Origin of the sequence: Nitriliruptor alkaliphilus DSM 45188 (assembly GCF_000969705.1) — a bacterium.
In the GTDB taxonomy this organism is placed as follows: domain Bacteria; phylum Actinomycetota; class Nitriliruptoria; order Nitriliruptorales; family Nitriliruptoraceae; genus Nitriliruptor; species Nitriliruptor alkaliphilus.
The window spans coordinates 2,108,895-2,124,741 of the sequence record NZ_KQ033901.1; the positions used below are offsets into that span (position 1 = coordinate 2,108,895).

17 protein-coding genes and 1 tRNA gene are annotated in these 15,847 nt (G+C 73.1%); 9 read left to right on the top strand and 9 right to left on the bottom strand.

What is annotated here, in order from left to right:
* Window positions 1–4: 4 nt before the first annotated feature.
* The 3 genes from NITAL_RS09925 (at window position 5) to NITAL_RS09935 (ending at window position 3,076) form a co-directional block, all read left to right on the top strand.
* Window positions 5–601: a DUF501 domain-containing protein gene (locus tag NITAL_RS09925; RefSeq protein ID WP_169786805.1), complete on the top strand. Its 597-nt coding sequence runs from the start codon at window positions 5–7 to the stop codon at window positions 599–601.
* Window positions 598–1,527, top strand: coding sequence for a Ppx/GppA phosphatase family protein (locus NITAL_RS09930; protein ID WP_052666095.1), 930 nt, complete (start codon window positions 598–600; stop codon window positions 1,525–1,527). Before NITAL_RS09925 ends, NITAL_RS09930 begins: the two co-directional genes overlap by 4 nt.
* Before the next feature lie 64 nt (window positions 1,528–1,591).
* Window positions 1,592–3,076: an NAD(P)H-hydrate epimerase gene (locus tag NITAL_RS09935; protein ID WP_052666096.1), complete on the top strand. Its 1,485-nt coding sequence runs from the start codon at window positions 1,592–1,594 to the stop codon at window positions 3,074–3,076.
* Window positions 3,077–3,083: 7 nt separating this feature from the next.
* Here NITAL_RS09935 and NITAL_RS09940 read toward each other — a convergent pair whose 3' ends face one another.
* From NITAL_RS09940 to NITAL_RS09950, 3 genes are all read right to left on the bottom strand, one after another.
* Window positions 3,084–3,422, bottom strand: a complete 339-nt coding sequence (locus NITAL_RS09940) for a DUF952 domain-containing protein (RefSeq protein WP_052666097.1) — start codon at window positions 3,420–3,422, stop codon at window positions 3,084–3,086.
* A complete protein-coding gene (locus tag NITAL_RS09945; protein WP_169786806.1) occupies window positions 3,419–3,919 on the bottom strand; it encodes a GrpB family protein in 501 nt (166 codons plus the stop codon). The genes NITAL_RS09940 and NITAL_RS09945 overlap by 4 nt, the downstream gene beginning before the upstream one ends.
* A gap of 74 nt (window positions 3,920–3,993) precedes the next feature.
* Window positions 3,994–4,076 (bottom strand) — tRNA-Leu (locus tag NITAL_RS09950).
* Between the two features lie 133 nt (window positions 4,077–4,209).
* Here NITAL_RS09950 and NITAL_RS09955 point away from each other — a divergent pair.
* Window positions 4,210–5,562, top strand: a complete 1,353-nt coding sequence (locus tag NITAL_RS09955; RefSeq protein ID WP_052666099.1) for a flavin monoamine oxidase family protein — start codon at window positions 4,210–4,212, stop codon at window positions 5,560–5,562.
* Between the two features lie 24 nt (window positions 5,563–5,586).
* On the opposite strand, the gene NITAL_RS09960 is transcribed toward NITAL_RS09955, so the two are convergent.
* The 4 genes from NITAL_RS09960 to NITAL_RS09975 form a co-directional block, all read right to left on the bottom strand.
* Window positions 5,587–6,555, bottom strand: a complete 969-nt coding sequence (locus NITAL_RS09960; protein ID WP_052666100.1) for an amino acid ABC transporter permease — start codon at window positions 6,553–6,555, stop codon at window positions 5,587–5,589.
* 61 nt (window positions 6,556–6,616) lie between these two features.
* Window positions 6,617–7,276: an amino acid ABC transporter permease gene (locus tag NITAL_RS09965; protein ID WP_052666101.1), complete on the bottom strand. Its 660-nt coding sequence runs from the start codon at window positions 7,274–7,276 to the stop codon at window positions 6,617–6,619.
* Between the two features lie 67 nt (window positions 7,277–7,343).
* Complete coding sequence (locus tag NITAL_RS09970; protein ID WP_052666102.1) at window positions 7,344–8,234, bottom strand: glutamate ABC transporter substrate-binding protein; 891 nt, start codon at window positions 8,232–8,234, stop codon at window positions 7,344–7,346.
* A 68-nt stretch (window positions 8,235–8,302) separates the two neighbouring features.
* On the bottom strand, window positions 8,303–9,043 hold the full coding sequence (locus NITAL_RS09975) for an amino acid ABC transporter ATP-binding protein (RefSeq protein WP_052666103.1): 741 nt from the start codon (window positions 9,041–9,043) through the stop codon (window positions 8,303–8,305).
* A gap of 239 nt (window positions 9,044–9,282) precedes the next feature.
* Here NITAL_RS09975 and NITAL_RS09980 point away from each other — a divergent pair, with 239 nt between their 5' ends.
* From NITAL_RS09980 to NITAL_RS09990, 3 genes are all read left to right on the top strand, one after another.
* On the top strand, window positions 9,283–9,504 hold the full coding sequence (locus tag NITAL_RS09980) for a hypothetical protein (RefSeq protein WP_052666104.1): 222 nt from the start codon (window positions 9,283–9,285) through the stop codon (window positions 9,502–9,504).
* Between the two features lie 62 nt (window positions 9,505–9,566).
* Entirely contained in the window at window positions 9,567–11,153 is a 1,587-nt protein-coding gene (locus NITAL_RS09985; RefSeq protein WP_083441419.1) for a gamma-glutamyltransferase family protein, read from the top strand.
* A 123-nt stretch (window positions 11,154–11,276) separates the two neighbouring features.
* Window positions 11,277–11,510, top strand: coding sequence for an SPOR domain-containing protein (locus NITAL_RS09990; protein ID WP_052666106.1), 234 nt, complete (start codon window positions 11,277–11,279; stop codon window positions 11,508–11,510).
* Between the two features lie 15 nt (window positions 11,511–11,525).
* On the opposite strand, the gene NITAL_RS09995 is transcribed toward NITAL_RS09990, so the two are convergent.
* Together NITAL_RS09995 and NITAL_RS10000 are read right to left on the bottom strand one after the other, a co-directional pair.
* Entirely contained in the window at window positions 11,526–12,698 is a 1,173-nt protein-coding gene (locus tag NITAL_RS09995) for a C40 family peptidase (protein ID WP_052666107.1), read from the bottom strand.
* 117 nt (window positions 12,699–12,815) lie between these two features.
* The gene (locus tag NITAL_RS10000; RefSeq protein WP_052666108.1) at window positions 12,816–13,349 is read right to left on the bottom strand and encodes a hypothetical protein; all 534 of its coding nucleotides are present in this window, start codon (window positions 13,347–13,349) and stop codon (window positions 12,816–12,818) included.
* Window positions 13,350–13,617: 268 nt separating this feature from the next.
* Between NITAL_RS10000 and purN the strand changes: the two genes are divergently transcribed.
* Both purN and purH read left to right on the top strand, forming a co-directional pair.
* Window positions 13,618–14,238: a phosphoribosylglycinamide formyltransferase gene (purN, locus tag NITAL_RS10005; RefSeq protein ID WP_052669567.1), complete on the top strand. Its 621-nt coding sequence runs from the start codon at window positions 13,618–13,620 to the stop codon at window positions 14,236–14,238.
* Complete coding sequence (gene purH, locus NITAL_RS10010; RefSeq protein WP_052666109.1) at window positions 14,235–15,773, top strand: bifunctional phosphoribosylaminoimidazolecarboxamide formyltransferase/IMP cyclohydrolase; 1,539 nt, start codon at window positions 14,235–14,237, stop codon at window positions 15,771–15,773. Before purN ends, purH begins: the two co-directional genes overlap by 4 nt.
* The last annotated feature ends 74 nt before the right edge of the window (window positions 15,774–15,847 follow it).

Below are 15,847 nucleotides of genomic sequence, written 5' to 3' on the forward strand. Positions count from 1 at the left end.
CGCCGTGCCCGGACTCGTGCCGCACCCGGACGATCCCCGCGCGAGCGACGCCGTCCACCGCGACCCCGACGTCTCGTACGAGAAGGCCGCTGCCGCAGCCACCGTGGACGACCACGGCCGGGCGGTGGTGTCGGCCCAGCTCGGTCGCCCGGCCCGCGGTGCACCCGCGGTCGTCCACCGCTGCCGATGGGGGCTACCGACCGTCGTGCGGGTCGACCCGCACCTCGAGGACGGCACGCCGTTCCCGACCACCTTCTGGCTCGCCTGCCCGGCGCTGCGCAGCCGCGTCGGGACCCTCGAGGCCGATCAGGCGATGGTGGGGCTCAACGACCGGCTCGAGAGCGAACCGGCCTTCGGTGCGGCGTACGCGGCCGCGCACGAGCGGTACGTGGCGTTCCGTGACGACCTCGGGGGCCCGATGCCGGGCGACCCGGGGGCCGGGGGGATGCCCGGGTACATCAAGTGCCTTCACGTGCACGCCGCCCACCACCTCGCCACCGGCGACAACGTCGTCGGGGCGTGGACGATCGACGCCGCCAGTCCGGTGCCGTGCGCCGGACCGTGCGTCGACGTGGACGCGATCGACCAGGAGCCGGCGTGAGCGGGCCCCGGGCGGCCGTCGACGTCGGCACCAACTCGGTACGGCTGCTGGTGGTCGACGGCGACGGCGACCGCGTCCTGCGTGAACTGACCATCACCCGGCTCGGCCAGGGCGTCGACGCGACGGGCCGTCTGCACCCCGAGGCGCTCGAGCGGACGATCGACGCGATCGCCCGGTACGCCGAGATCTGGCGCGACCACGGCGTCGAGGACGCCGTCCGCATCGCGTCGACGTCGGCGATCCGCGACGCCACCAACCGGGACGACTTCTTCGCCGGGGTGCGGCGGGTCGCCGGCGTCGACGCCGAGGTGCTGACCGGGCAGGAGGAGGCGGCGCTGGCGTTCGCGGGGGCCGCCGGGGCCGTCGAGGTGGCCACACCGACCGCGGTCGTGGACCTCGGAGGTGGCTCGACCGAACTGGTGGTCGGGGACGCGGACGGTGAGGTGGTCGGCTCGGTGTCGCTCCAGCTCGGGTGCGTGCGCCTGACCGAACGTTTCCTCCACGGCGACCCGCCCACGACCGACGAGCTGCGGGCGGCCGAGGTGTACGTGCACGCCCGGCTCGACGAGGCCGATCGGACCCTCGGGGCCGAGGGTGCGTCCCTGCACGAGGTCGCATCCCTGATCGGTGTGGCCGGGACCTCGACGACCCTCGCGGCGTTGCACCTCGGCCTGGACGCCTACCGCGAGGAGGCCATCCACGGCGCCGCGATCCCGGCGCCGGACCTCGTCGCCCTCACCGGTGACCTCGTGGCCCGCACCGCGGCTGAGCGTGCCGCGCTCGGACCCGTCCAGCCGGGCCGCGAGGACGTGCTGCACGGTGGGGCGGTGGTGCTGGCCGCCATCGTCACCCGCTACGGGCTCCCGGAACTGGTGGTCAGCGAAGCCGACGGGCTCGACGGCCTGGCGCGGTCGCTCGCCGGTTGAGGGCTCGCCGCGAGTAGCGTCGCGGGCGGTCGGACGGTGCACGTCCGGGTGACGAGGAGACGTGGTGGACCAGCGACTCGATCCGGAGGTCTTCTGGCCCACCCTGACCTCGGCGTTGGAGGGCGTGCCGGTCGAGGCGACCCGTCCGCCGCCCGAAGCGCGCGTCGGGGCGGTGCTGGTCCTGCTCGAGGACACCGCCGAGGGCCCGTCGGTGGTCCTCACACGGCGGCGCCGGGACATGCGCTCCCACCCAGGACAGCTGTCGTTCCCGGGGGGCCGGCTGGATGCCGGTGAGACCATCGAGCAGGCCGCGGTCCGCGAGGCCGAGGAGGAGGTGGCGCTGCGGCCCGAGTCGGTCGAGGTGGTCGGCGCCGGACCCAAGTTCTACATCCCGCCGTCCCGGTTCTGGGTCGTGCCGGTCCTCGCCCGGTGGCGCGATCCCCATGAGCTGGTGGAGAACCCGTGGGAGGTCGACGCGGTCCTGCAGGTGCCGCTGACCCAGCTGCTCGAACGCGACCGTCTGCGTCACACGCCCCTGTCGCTGGAGGGGTCGGCGTGGGCGTGGCAGCTCGACGACGATCTGCTCTGGGGTGCGACGGCGGTCGTCATGGGGCTGTTGCTCGACACGGCCGTCCCGGGGTGGGACGACGGGATGCAGCCCGCGGACCTCGGTGACGACCTGGCGGTCCGACCGTGGGAGCACGTGCCGGCCTGGGAGCGGCGCGCCCGCCTCGAGGGCGACCTGCCGGCGGTCGCGCAGTCGCAGGTCCCGCACGTCACCCAGGCGCAGGCGCGAGCGGTCCGTGGGTGGCTCGACGAACGAGGGGTGGATGCTGCGGCACGTGCTGAGCAGGCGGGACGTGCAGTTGCGCACGCGGTCCGCCGCATGGTCGACGGGTCGCTCGAGGACCGGACGGTGACGATCCTGGCCGGCCCGTCGTCGAACGGGTGGGCCGGTCTGGTGGCGGCGCGACTGCTCGACAGCGCGGGTGCCGACGTCGAGGTGCTGCTGGTCGGGCCGCCGAGGTCGCCGGACGCCGTCCGGGTCCTGCAGGACGCCGAGGTGTCGGTGACGGTGGTCGATGCCGGTGAGCTGGGGGACGACCATCCACCCGGCGAGGTGGTCCTGGATGCGCTGCTCGGCATCGGCGGGGAGCCGCCGCTGCGTGACCTGCCGGAGCGGGTCGCCTCCTGGTTGCGACGTCACGACGTCCCCGTCGTGGCCCTGGATCTGCCGTCCGGGCTCGGAGCGGACGTGGGTCTGCGCGGCGCGTGCGTGACCGCGGATGTGACGGTGGCGTTCGGCGCGCCGACGGTCGGGCTGACGCCTGCGATCGTGGCGCCGTACGTGGGTGATCTGTACGTCGCGGACCTCGGGATCCCGCCGGCCGCGTGGCGCGCGGTCGGGGCTGATGCGCCGCGCGTCTTCGCGGCCGGTCCGCTGGTGCGGCTGACCGCGGCCGAGCGGGCGACCGACGCCGGCACGCCCGACCAGGGCGAGGTGCCGCCCGAGGCGACCGCCCGGCCCGAGCCCTCCCGAGGGGCCTGACCGTGCGCTACAGCGGGCGGGGGAAGTGCCCGTCGGGTCCGGGGCGGTAGGGCCGGACCTCGAGCACGGCGGCCCGCTCGATCGGCCCGTACACGTGGGGGAAGTCCTCGCCCTCGCCGGCGAGGTCCTCCCACACCACCGGCGCGGTCAGGAGGTTCGGGTCGATCGTGAGCAGGACCAGGTCGGTGCGTCCGGCGAAACGAGCCTCGGCGACGGTGGCGATCTGGTGCGGCGCCGAGCAGTGCACGAAGCCGTCCTCGGCGAGACCGGACGGGGTGTACGCGATGTCCGCGGCAGCCCAGTCGGCCTCGGTGGCGAGGTGCAGGATCGGCGTGGCGGTGCTCACCGGTCGCCCAGGCCGTCGAGGACCTCGTCGATGAAGCTCATCTTCGCGCGGGTGTAGGCGTCCCGGTCGAGGACGTGCTGGCGTGCGAGGCGGTGCTTGAGGGCGCCGTAGGCGGCAGCCGTCCGTCGGTCGGACCGGAGGTGGTCGCGGAACCGGACCAGGTCGTCGACCCGCGGGTGGTCGGCCGCGATGAGGTAGAGGTGCGCGCGACGGTGGTCGCCGTCGGGCAGGACCCAGAACCGGCGCCACGGCCGGTAGTCGACCTCGGGCGGGATCAGCTCCCACCCCGCGGCGATCAAGGCAGAGGCGGCCGCATCGGCGGTGTCGAGGTCGTGGACCGCCCCGAGCAGGTCCACCGTCGGCTTGCTCGGCAACCCGGGGACCGCGGTGGATCCCACGTGCTCGACCGGCCGGGCGAGACGCGTCTTCAGCAGCAGGTCGACCTCGCGCCGGAGCCGGTCGGCCTCGAGCAGCAGATCGGGGTCCGGCGCGGTCACGCGTACCGGTTCGTCCACCCACATCGGTCGTGTCACGCGGTACCCCCGTGCTCGGTGTCGTGTCGGGACGGTCGTGCGGACGGTGGGATTCGAACCCACACCGGGCCGAAGCCCCGGGGCTTTTAAGGCCCTTGCGTCGCCGTTGCGCCACGTCCGCGGGCATCGTCACGTTACGCCAGTCGCGGCTCGGTGGTCGAGCCAACCGGCCCGTACCCTCCCACGCCCCGCGGGCTGCCGGTGCGGCCCCGCTGGATCTGGCCTCTACGTTGCCGGCGACCAGGGAGGCACCGGTGGGCAACGATGTCGTGATCGTCGGCGCGGGCGTGGCCGGGCTGGTCTGCGCCCAGCGGCTCGCCGAGGCCGGGGTGGGCGTCCAGGTGCTGGAGGCGCGGGACCGCGTCGGGGGGCGGACCGAGCACGGACGGTTGCCGGACGGGCAGGCGATCGAGCTCGGCGGCCAGTGGATCGGGCCCGGCCAGACCCGCATGTACGCCCTGCTGGACGAGCTCGGCCTCACCACCTTCCCGACCTACGACCACGGCGAGCACGTCCTCGACCTCGGCCAGGACCGCCGGACGTACTCGGGGGACACCCCGCCGCTCGGAGGGTTCGCGCTCGCCGACCTCGCCTCGTCCGTGTCCCGCCTGCACCGGCAGGCGCAGCGGATCGATCCGGCCGCGCCGTGGACCACGAAGCACGCCCAGCACCTCGACGCGCGGACCTTCGAGACCTGGATCGCCCGGCACCCCACCCGTGGCGCGCGCACGTTCTGGCGGCTCCTGACCCGGGCGATCTTCGCCACCGAGCCCGCGAACCTGTCGCTGCTGCACGTGCTGACCTACGTCCGGCAGGCTGGCTCGGTCGAGACGCTGATCGACACCACCGGCGGCGCGCAGCAGGACCGGGTCGTCGGCGGAACGGCACGGATCGCCGAGCGCCTGGCGGAGGGGCTCGACCCCGCGGTGCGGCTCGGCGCGCCCGTGCGGGCGATCCACACCGGCGACCGCGGCGTGGACGTGGAACTCGCGGACGGGGACCGCGTGCGAGGCCGCCGCGTGGTGGTCGCCCTGCCGCCGACGCTGGCCGGCCGCATCGCCTACCACCCGGCGCTCCCGGCCGACCGTGACCTGTTGACCCAACGGGTGCCGATGGGCGCGGTCATCAAGCTGCACCTGGTCTACGACCGGCCGTGGTGGCGCGAGGACGGGCTGTCCGGTCAGGCCCTCTCGGACGGCCCCGTCACGCAGGTGGTGTTCGACAACTCGCCGCCGGACGGGTCGTGCGGCGTCCTGCTCGCCTTCATCGAGGGCGCCGACGCGCTGCACTGGGGGCCGCGTCCGGCCGAGGAGCGGCACGCGGCGGTGGCGGCTCGCCTCGCCGAGATGATCGGTCCCGCTGCGGCACACCCGGTCGCGGTGGTCGAACGCGACTGGACCACCGAGCCGTACTCGCGTGGTTGCTACGGCGGCCACCTGCCGCCGGGGGTGTGGACCCAGCTCGGCCCCGCGCTGCGGCGCCCCGTCGGCCGCCTGCACTGGGCCGGCACCGAGCACGCCACCGCGTGGACCGGCTACCTCGAGGGTGCCGTACGCAGCGGTGAGGAGACCGCAGCGGACGTCCTGGACGCCCTACGGGACGGCTGAGACCTCAGGCGGTGGCGATCGGCGTCAGACCCTGGGGGCACCGGCTCCGGCCTCGTCGACGGCCCCCCCGGTCCCGCCTTGGTGGAGCTCGGGCTCGTCGGCTTCGACCTCCTCGGCGAGCGCGTCGAGATCGGCCTCGCCACCGACCGCGATCGCACCGGCACCGAGCTTGCGCCGTTGCTGGACCTCGAGGCGTCGAGCCAGACGCGTCAGCATCCAGACGATGATGAAGTACAGGATGCCCACCACGAACCAGGTCTGGAGGTCGTTGATCGGTGAGCCCTGCACGAACGACCGCCCCCGGCCCATCAGGTCGTCGGTGACAGTGATGATGTAGCCGAGCGCGGTGTCCTTGGTGAGCGTGGCCAGCTGGGCGACGATCGCGGGGATCATGCGACGCAACGCCTGGGGCAGGATCACCAGCCGCATGGCCTTGCTGTGGGTCATCCCGACGGTGTAGGCGGCCTCGGACTGGCCGCGATCGAGGGACAAGATCCCGGCGCGGAAGATCTCGGCGAGGACGGCGGTGTTGTAGGCGGCCAGACCGATGACCAGCGCGATCAGCGGGTTGCGCGAGATGGTGGTCCCGAGCCCGCCGGGCAGGATCTGGGGGAGCGCGTAGTAGGCGAAGAAGATCATCAGCAGGACCGGCGGCCCGCGGAAGACGTCGATGACGACGCCGCAGACGACCCGCAGCGGGGTGAGACGCGACAGCCGACCGAGGGCGAGGGCGAGGCCGAGGACGAGGGCGATGACGATGGCCCCGATGGCGGCACGGAAGGTGCCCCACAGGCCGGTGATCAGGAACTGCGGCCAGCCGGTCTCGAAGTCGACGAACTGGGCCCACAGGCGGGCCTCGAACTGTCCTCCGACGTACAGCTGGCGGAGGATGAAGCCGATCAGGACCGCGAGCAGCACCAGCGAGATGATGGACGCGGTGCGTACGCGGCGCTTGCCGCGCGGTCCGAGCTCCTCGACCAGGACGGTGCTCATGACAGCTCCTCCGAGATCGCCTGCGGCGGCTCGGAACGGCACAGGCCGCCTCCGGCGCCGCTCATCGCACGATCTCCAGGCGGCGCTCGAGCAGCTTGATGATCTGCGCGGAGCCGTAGACCAGGACGAGGTAGATGATCGCCACGACGATGAAGGCGTTGGTGTAGGCCGTGAGGTCGTTGCCGATCCGGCGGCCGGCGCGTGTGAGCTCGTCGATGCCGATGACCAGGAACACCGAGGTGTTCTTGAGGTTGGCGATCCAGAGGTTGCCGAGCGGCGGGATGACGGTCCGGATGGCCTGGGGCAGCACGATGCGGCCGACCACACCGGTGAAGGGCAGGCCGATCGCCCGGGCCGCCTCGGCCTGGCCGTGGGGGACCGCGTTGATGCCCGACCGCAGGGACTCGGCGATGTACGCCCCGGTGTAGAGGCCGAGGACGACGATCGCGGTGGTCAGCCGTGGGAACGGCCAGCCCACCCGGCCGCCGCCGTACCAGACCAGGAACGCCAGCACGATCAATGGGGTGTTGCGGAAGATGGAGACGTAGATGATGGCGGTGCGCTGGAGGATCGGGACCGGGGACACCCGGCACGCGGCGATGAGGTTGCCCGCCACGAAGGCGAGCAGGTAGCCGAGCACGGCCATGGTGAGGGTGACCCGCGTGCCCTCGACCAGCAGGTCGAGGTGCAGGTCGGAGAAGATCTGGCGGTAGACCTCCACGTCACCTCCTCTCACGCCTCCCGGGCGCGGCGCTCACGGCCGCGCCCGGGTCTCGGCGGTTACTCGGTCAGCGCTCGTAGCGGTCGACCGCGGGCGGCTCGGGGGCCGAACCCGTCACGGTGCCGGCGGTGTCCATCCACGCCTGCTCCCACTCGCCCGACTCGTAGATCTCCTCGAGGCGGTCGTTGATCCAGTCGCGAAGGTCGTCGGCCTCGAGCTGGACGCCGATGCCGTAGGGCTCGTCGGTGAACGGGTTGTCGACCAGCTCGAACTCGCCGCGCTCGTCGATCAGGCCGATGAGGATGACGTTGTCGGTGGTGACCGCGGTCACGTTGCCCTGCGACAGCTCCTCAGCGCAGGCCGAGTAGGTGTCGAGCGACAGGACGTCAGCTTCGGGCGCCATCTCGCGCAGGTTCTCGATGGAGGTCGACCCTTCGACCGAACAGACCGGCTGCCCGTTGAGGTCGTCGATGCCCTCGATGCCCTCGGGGTTGCCCTCCTCGACCATGATGTCCTGACCGGCCACGTAGTACGGACCGGCGAACCCGACCAGCTGCTTGCGGTCGTCGTTGATGGTGTAGGTGGACACGACGATGTCGACCTGGTCCTGCTGGAGGATCTCCTCGCGGACGGCCGAGACGGCCTCGGAGAACTCGACGTTGTCGGCGCCGCCCTCACCCCAGATGCCCTCGGCGATCAGGCGGGCGATCTCGGCGTCGAAGCCCTCGACGCCGCCAGGCGTGTTCACGCCGAACAGGGGCTGGTCGTACTTGACGCCGACCCGCAGGGTGCCGGACTCCTGGATCTGGGCCATCGTGGAGCCCTCTTCGAACTCCGGTGCCTCGGCCGGAGCGGAGGTCTCGGCGTCGCCGTCGTCGTCACCGTTGCAGGCGGTGGCGACCAGCGCGAGCGCGGCGGTGCTGGCGAGGAGACGCCAGGTCTTGGAGTTGGTGCGCATCTTCGATCCCTTCCGTTCCGTGGATGCGGGGTCTGCGACAGCCCTACGGGCCACCGCGGTGCTGACAGCTAGTGGGCCAGGATCTTCGACAGGAAGTCCTTGGCGCGGTCGGTCTGCGGATCGTTGAAGAACTGCTCCGGCGGCGCGACCTCGACGATGCGGCCCTCGTCCATGAACACCACGCGCTGCGCGGCGGACTTGGCGAAGCCCATCTCGTGGGTGACCACGATCATCGTCGTGCCCTCGGAAGCCAGCTCGAGCATCACGTCGAGGACCTCGGAGATCATCTCGGGGTCGAGCGCGGAGGTGGGCTCGTCGAAGAGCATCACCTTCGGGTTCATCGCCAACGCCCGCGCGATGGCGACCCGCTGCTGCTGGCCACCCGACAGCTGGGCCGGCATCTTGTCCGACTGGTTGGCGATGCCGACCCGCTCGAGCAGCTCCATCGCCCGGTCCTTGGCAGCGGTCTTGCTCATGCCGCGGACCTTGATGGGGCCGAGGGTGACGTTCTCGAGGATCGACTTGTGGGCGAAGAGGTTGAAGGACTGGAAGACCATGCCGACGTCGGCCCGGAGCTGGGCGAGCGCCTTGCCTTCCTCGGGCAGCGGCTGGCCGTCGATCAGGATGCGGCCCTTGTCGACGGGCTCGAGCCGGTTGATGGTGCGACACAGCGTCGACTTGCCCGACCCCGACGGGCCGATCACGACGACGACCTCCTGGGGAGCGACGGCGAGGTTGATGTCCTGCAGCACGTGCAGGTCACCGAACCACTTATCGACACCTTCGACGGCGACGAGCGGCTGGGTCACGTGGCTCTCCCGGGGTGGGGCGATCAGACGACGCTAGCAGCGGTCTACGACCGCGGTCGGAGGTTCTCCGCCGGTCGCGCGGCCCGCGGGACCTCGGTTGACGGGCCGCCGCGTGAAGCGTCCGCTCGGCCACCCGTCCTGGTCCGTCCTGGCTGGCCGCGCTCGGCCCTCGCCGTCCGGACGGGGTGGTCACCGCGTGGGCCTGGCACGGTGGAAATTCCCCCGACACGAGAGACGACGTGGTAGGCCTCTGGCTCCTCGCTCTGGCGGTCCTCGTGGTCGCCGCCGCCTTCCTGCTGGTCCCGCGCCTGCGCAAGGATCCGCCGCACGCCAGCGGCCCAGCGCCGAAGGGCTCGACCGAGGACGGTGCCGACGGGCTGACCCGTACCTCCGCGCCACCGAACGAGCACCCCGGCCCCCCGACGATGGGTGAGGACCCGAAGGGCCCCCCGGCCCCGTGACGTCGCCGGCGGCCTAACCTCGCTGCCGTCGCAGCTGCGGCGCTGTCCAGAGGGGGCCCTGGGTGACGAGCCGGTGGTTCCCGCGCGGGGTGGTCGCCTCGCCGCACCACCTCGCCTCCTCGGCCGGGGCGTCGGTGTTGGCCGATGGCGGCAACGCGGTCGACGCCGCGGTGGCGACGAACCTCGTCCTGGCCGTGGTCGCCCCCTACCAGTGCGGGGTCGGGGGCGACCTGCTGGCGATCGTGCACGACGGCGAGGCCACCGGGGTCGAGTCCGTCGGCGCGATGCCAGCCGGTGCGACCCCTGCCGCGATCCGGGCCGCGATCGACGCGGGCCACGGCAGCGCGGTCGGGTTGCCCGGGACCGACGGCATGCCCACCTTCGGCGCCCTCCCGGTCACGGTGCCAGGTGCGGTGGCGGGCTGGGTACACCTGCTGGAGCGGTGGGGGTCGCGTTCGTTCGGGGACGTCGCCGGGCCCGCGATCACGCTGGCCGAGGACGGGTTCCCGGTCTCCCACCACGGTGCCGCGCACGTCGACCGGGCACGTCAGGTGCTGGCGGACCAGCCCGGGTGGGCGGCCACCTTCGGTCCGATGCGGGCGGGGGAGCGGTTCGTCCAGCCCGACCTCGCCCGGACCCTGCGCCGCCTCGCCGACGACGGTCCCGACGCGCTGTACGGCGGGAGCATCGGGGCTCGCATCGTCGAGATCCTGCAGGCGCACGGCTCGACGATGTCCTCGGACGACCTCGCGGCGCACCGCAGCGTCGAGGTCACCCCGCTGCAGGGCCGGTTCCGCGACCGCACGGTGCTGGAGCTGCCCCCGCCGACGCAGGGGGTCACGGCGTTGACGGCCCTCGGGCTGCTCGACCGGTCACCGCCACGTCGCGGTGAGGATCCGCTGGCGTGGCACCACGAGGTCGAGGCCGTCCGTGCCGCGCTCGCGGACCGCCAGCAGCACCTCGCCGACCCTCGGACGATGCAGGTGACCGCCGAGGCGTTGCTGGCCCCGGAGCGCCTGGACCGTCTGGCGGCCGCGATCGACGACGACCGAGCGGCGGAGGTGTCCTTCGCTCGGCCTGTGCCCGGCGGCACCGCCTACCTCTGTGCCGCGGACCAGGACGGGCTGCTGGTGTCGCTGATCCAGTCCAACTTCGTGGGCTTCGGGTCGGGGGTCGTCGTGCCAGGTGCGGGGTTCGGGCTGCACGATCGCGGCGCGCACCTGCGGCTGGATGCAGGGCCGGGCGACGACCTCAACGTGGTCGCGCCCGGCGTCCGTCCGCTCCACACCTTGATCCCGGCGATGACCCTGCGCAGCGACGTCCCGGAGCTGGTGTTCGGGACGATGGGCGGCGATGCGCAGGCCCAGGTCCACGCGCAGCTGCTGCGGCGGATCGTGGACGGCGGAGCCGACCTGCAGGACGCGATCGACGCGCCGCGCTTCGTGGTCGACCTGGCGGACGGCACGGTGGTCGTCGAAGGGCGAGTCCCAGCCGCGGTCGTCGAGGACCTCAGGTCCCGCGGTCACCGCGTCCGGGTGATCGGGGACCTCGAGCACGTCGCCGGTCACGCGCACGCGATCCGCGTCGCCGACCCCGGGTACGAGGCAGCCAGCGACCCGCGTTCCGAGGGCGCCGCCACCGGTCACTGACGCAGCGACCCTGCGGCCGGCGTCCCGGGACGGTGCGGCTCAGACGGTCCGCGCCGCCCCGGTCGAACCTCGCACCGCCCGGGTCGCTACCGTCAACGGGAAGCCGACACGCGTGGAGGAGCGGTGAGCGAGGTGCGCACCGTTCAACTCGGGCAGTTCACCGACGAGAACGCCGATGCCGTGGCCGAGCAGCTCGAGGCCGCCGGCATCACCTGGTACGACAAGCAGAGCGGCCGCTGGGGTCGCACGTTGTTCCTCGGCGAGTGGGGCACGCGGTTGTTCGTCGACGCGTCTCGGCTCGACGAGGCCCGCGACATCGCCCGATCCGTGCTCGGCTCGGACGACGCGCTCAGCTGACGACGCCGCTGCGTGTCAGGGCCGGCCGTACCCGGCGATGTCGCTGCGGCTCATGGCCTGCGAGCTGACCCGGACCGGCACGCCGCTGCGTGACGCCTCGACGACGTCGCCACCACCGATGTACATCGCGACGTGGTGGATCGGGCTGCCGAAGAACACCAGGTCGCCCGGCTGGAGCTGGCCACGCGTGACCCGGGCCGTCGCGCCGTACTGGGCACGCGACGAGTGGGGGAGCGACACTCCGGCCGCGCGCCAGGCGTAGGAGGTCAGACCGGAGCAGTCGAAGCTGTCGGGACCGCCGCCGCCCCACCGGTAGGGCTTGCCGACCTGGTCGAGGGCGGTGTCGACGGCCACCTGCGCCGACTGTCGCGTCGTGGGAGCCGGCGGCGGGGAGCTGGAACCGCCTCCCGCGTCCTGCGCCGGCGTCCGTGCGGGTGCCGGCGACGCCTGGCGCTCCTGCTCGGCTTCGCGGCGAGCAGCCTCGCGCTGGGCGGCCTCCTGGCGAGCGGCCTCCTGGCGAGCGGCCTCCTGGCGAGCGGCCTCCTCGGCGGCACGCCGTGCGGCCTCCTCGCGCTCACGGACCTCGGCGAGCTCGGTCTCCAGCGCGGCGATCTCGTCGGCCTGGGCGTCCAGGGTGCGCTGCAGACGCTCGCGCCGGTTCTCGAGCTCGGCCTTCTGGGCCGCCGCTGCGTCGCGACGTTCGGCCAGCCGGCTCTCGAGAGCATCGAGCTCGACCGTGGCGGCCCTGAGCTCCTCGACGTCACCCCGGTGGCCCTCCAGGACCCGTCGCACCGTGGCGTAGCGGATGCCAGCCTCGGTGGGGCCGTCCGCGCTCAGCAGCGCCCCGAACTGCAGGTTGGCGCCGCCAGTCTTGAACAGGGTGCGTGCGACCGCATCGGTCGACTCGCGCAGCACCCCGGTGCGGTCCGTGACGGCATCCGCCTCCGCGAGGGTCGCGGCCAGGTCGGCCTCGATCGTCTCCAAGGCGACCCGGGCCTCGTTGACCTCCTCGACCGCGAGGGATGCCTCGGCCTCGAGCTCGGCCAGCCGGTCCTCGGCCGTCGTCAGCCGGCGCTCCACCTGTGCAGACGAGGGGCCGTCGGCCTCCTGTGCGCCGGCGGGGAAGGCGACGATGGCGGCGGCGGTGGTCACCGCGAGGGCGGCGGTCAGGCGGTTGCGGACACGCACGGGCGACCTCGTCGCGTCGGGAGACGGTGCGGGGTGCGCGCGACGCACCCGTCGGCGGGCCGGCGCGAGGGGGCGCTCGGACCCGGACCGCGTCGGATGGTAGACGGTCGTCCGCGCTCAGCGTGCGTCGAGGTCGCGCGCTGCCGCGACGCCGATGACGACCACGGCGGCGGCCACCAGCGCGATCGAGGCCCCCGTGCCCGGACGCACCGAGAGGGTGAGTTCGACCCCCCGTGGCAGCTCATCGATCACCGCACGGAGGTCCGCCAGCGCACCGGCCTCGTCGGGGAACCGGTCGAGCGTCGGTCGGAGCAGCTGTGCGACGGTCCCGCTCACGGCCAGCACGACGGCCGATGCGAGCAGGACTCGACGCGTCCACCCCGGGTGCCGGTCGACGGCCAGTGCCACGCCGAGGACCGCGGCCACCGCGCCGGCGATCGCCGCTGCCACGCCCGGCACCGTGCTCCAGCCGAGGAGCGTCACGACCGCCCGGTCCTCGGCGGCGCCGAGCATGGCGAGCTGCGCCGTGGCCTCGTGCCACGGCCGGCTCCCCCCGACCACCGCAGCCAGACCTCCTGCGGCGATCAGCACCCCCGCCAGACCCGAACCCCGCCCGACGGCGACGAGGGCGTGAGGAAGCTCGACCCGCACCCGCTCGCTCCTCGTCCGCTGTCCGACATGTCGATCCCCGGCCGGCACCCCTGTCGCCTGGCGCACCCTACGCGGACCCCGGCACGAGGGCGCGCGCCGGTCGGCCCCGACCGGCCGAGCGTCTAGGCTCCGCCGCCTCGGGACGCAGCGGCCGCGTCGCCCGTGCGGTGAAGCGGAGAGGCGGTGACAACGCCGTCGCGTCCTCGTGCCCTCCCCCGTGCTTCGTCTCGCCGTCCGAGGAGCTGCCGTGTCGCCGTCCGCCGTGCCGATGCGGCTGGCCGTGCTCGTCTCGGGCTCGGGGACCAACCTGCAGGCGCTGCTCGACGCGATCGCTGCGGACCCGGGCTTCGGCGGCGAGGTCGTCGTCGTCGGCTCGGACCGCCCCGACGCCGGCGGCCTGGAGCGGGCCCGCGCGGCGGGGATCGCGACCGTCGTCGAGGCCCTCGACGATCACCCGGACCGACCGACCTGGGAGGGCGTCCTGCGGGCCCGGCTCGAGGACCAGGAGCCGGACGCGGTGGTGCTGGCCGGGTTCATGCGGATCCTGTCAGGTGCCTTCCTCGATGGCTGGCCGGACCGGGTCATCAACACCCACCCCTCCCTGCTCCCCGCCTTCCGAGGGGCCCACGCGGTCAGCGACGCGCTGGAGCACGGTGTCAAGCTGACGGGCTCGACCGTCCACCTCGTCGACGAACAGGTCGATCACGGACCGATCGTCGCCCAACGCGCCGTCGAGGTCGCCGAGGACGACGACGAGACCTCGCTGCACGAGCGCATCAAGGTGGTCGAGCACGAGCTGCTGCCCGCCTGCGTCAAGCTGCTTTGCCAGGACCGGCTCGTCGTCGACGGCCGCCACGTCCACGTCCGACCCGACAGGAGCCGCCCGTGAGCGACGCCGCCATCCCCGTCCGCCGCGCCCTCGTGAGCTGCTTCGACAAGACCGGCGTGACCGACCTCGCCGCGGCGCTGCACGAGCGGGGTGTCACCCTGGTCTCCACTGGTTCGACGGCTGCGACGATCCGTGAGGTCGACGTCCCCGTCACCGAGGTCGCCGAGGTCACCGGTTTCCCCGAGTGCCTCGATGGTCGGGTCAAGACGCTGCACCCGCGGATCCACGCCGGCATCCTGGCCGACCGCACCGACCCCGCACACATCGCCGAGCTCGCCGAGCTCGGCGTCGAGGCGATCGACCTCGTCGTGGTCAACCTCTACCCGTTCGAGCGGACCGTCCAGGCGGGCGCCGGCGACGACGACGTCATCGAGATGATCGACATCGGCGGCCCCACCATGATCCGGGCCGCTGCCAAGAACCACGGCTCGGTGGTGGTCGTCGTCGACCCCTCGGACTACGAGTGGGTCCTGACCGAGATCGACGACCAGGGCGGTGTCACCCTCGCGACCCGCCGTGAGCTGGCCGCCAAGGCCTTCCGCCACACTGCCGCCTACGACACCCTCGTGGCCTCCTGGTTCCAGCGCGACGAGGCCTTCCCGTCCCAGCTCGGTCTGGCGCTGCCACGGGCCTCCTCGCTGCGCTACGGCGAGAACCCGCACCAGGGGGCGGCCTACTACGCGAGACCGGGCGCCGGCGGCCTGGCCGACGCCGAACAGCTGCACGGCAAGGCCCTGTCCTACAACAACCTGCTCGACACCGACGCCGCCTGGGGGATGGCCGTCGACGTGGACGAGCCGTGCGTGGCGATCATCAAGCACACCAACCCCGCCGGCTTCGCCGTGGCCGACGACCTCGAACAGGCCTACGTGCGCGCCCTCGAGGGGGACCCCGTCAGCGCGTTCGGCGGCATCGTGGCGGCCAACCGCCCCATCGACGGCGCGACGGCACGGCGCATCGGCGAGGTGTTCACCGAGGTGGTCATCGCTCCGGGGTTCGACGACGAGGCGCTCGAGGTCCTGACGGCCAAGAAGAACCTCCGCATCCTGTGCACCCCCGACGCGTCCCGCCCGCGAGGCGGGCAGCAGCTGCGCTCCGTCGCCGGAGGGATCCTCGTCCAGGACGCCGACGTCGGTGACGAGCCCTGGGGCGAGTGGCGGGTCGCCGGTCAGGTGCAGCCGAGCGAGGCCACCCTCGCCGACCTCCGGTTCGCGTGGCTGGCGTGCAAGCACACCAAGTCCAACGCCATCGTGCTGGCCAAGGCGGGCCAGGTCGTGGGGGTCGGCGCCGGTCAGATGAGCCGCGTCGACTCGGTGCGGCTCGCCGTCGAGCGGTCGGGCGACCGACACGTCGGTGCCGTCCTCGCCAGCGACGCCTTCTTCCCGTTCCGCGACGGACCCGACGCTGCCGCCGCGGCCGGTGTGATCGCGATGGTCCAACCCGGCGGCTCGGTCCGCGACGACGAGGTCGTCGCCGCCGCCGACGAGCACGGCATCGCGATGGTCCTCACCGGCCGCCGCCACTTCCGCCACTAGTCCGATCCCACCCACCACCCCGTTCGTCTCGCTCGCTGACGCTCGCTCGTTGCCTCGCCTGACCTTTCCCATCC

What these genes read in the sequence shown, in the direction of transcription:
- purN (WP_052669567.1), top strand. Translation starts at nt 13,618, where the DNA reads ATGCGGCTGGCCGTGCTCGTCTCGGGCTCGGGGACCAACCTGCAGGCG.
- NITAL_RS09960 (WP_052666100.1), bottom strand. Translation starts at nt 6,555, where the DNA reads ATGAGCACCGTCCTGGTCGAGGAGCTCGGACCGCGCGGCAAGCGCCGC.
- NITAL_RS09970 (WP_052666102.1), bottom strand. Translation starts at nt 8,234, where the DNA reads ATGCGCACCAACTCCAAGACCTGGCGTCTCCTCGCCAGCACCGCCGCG.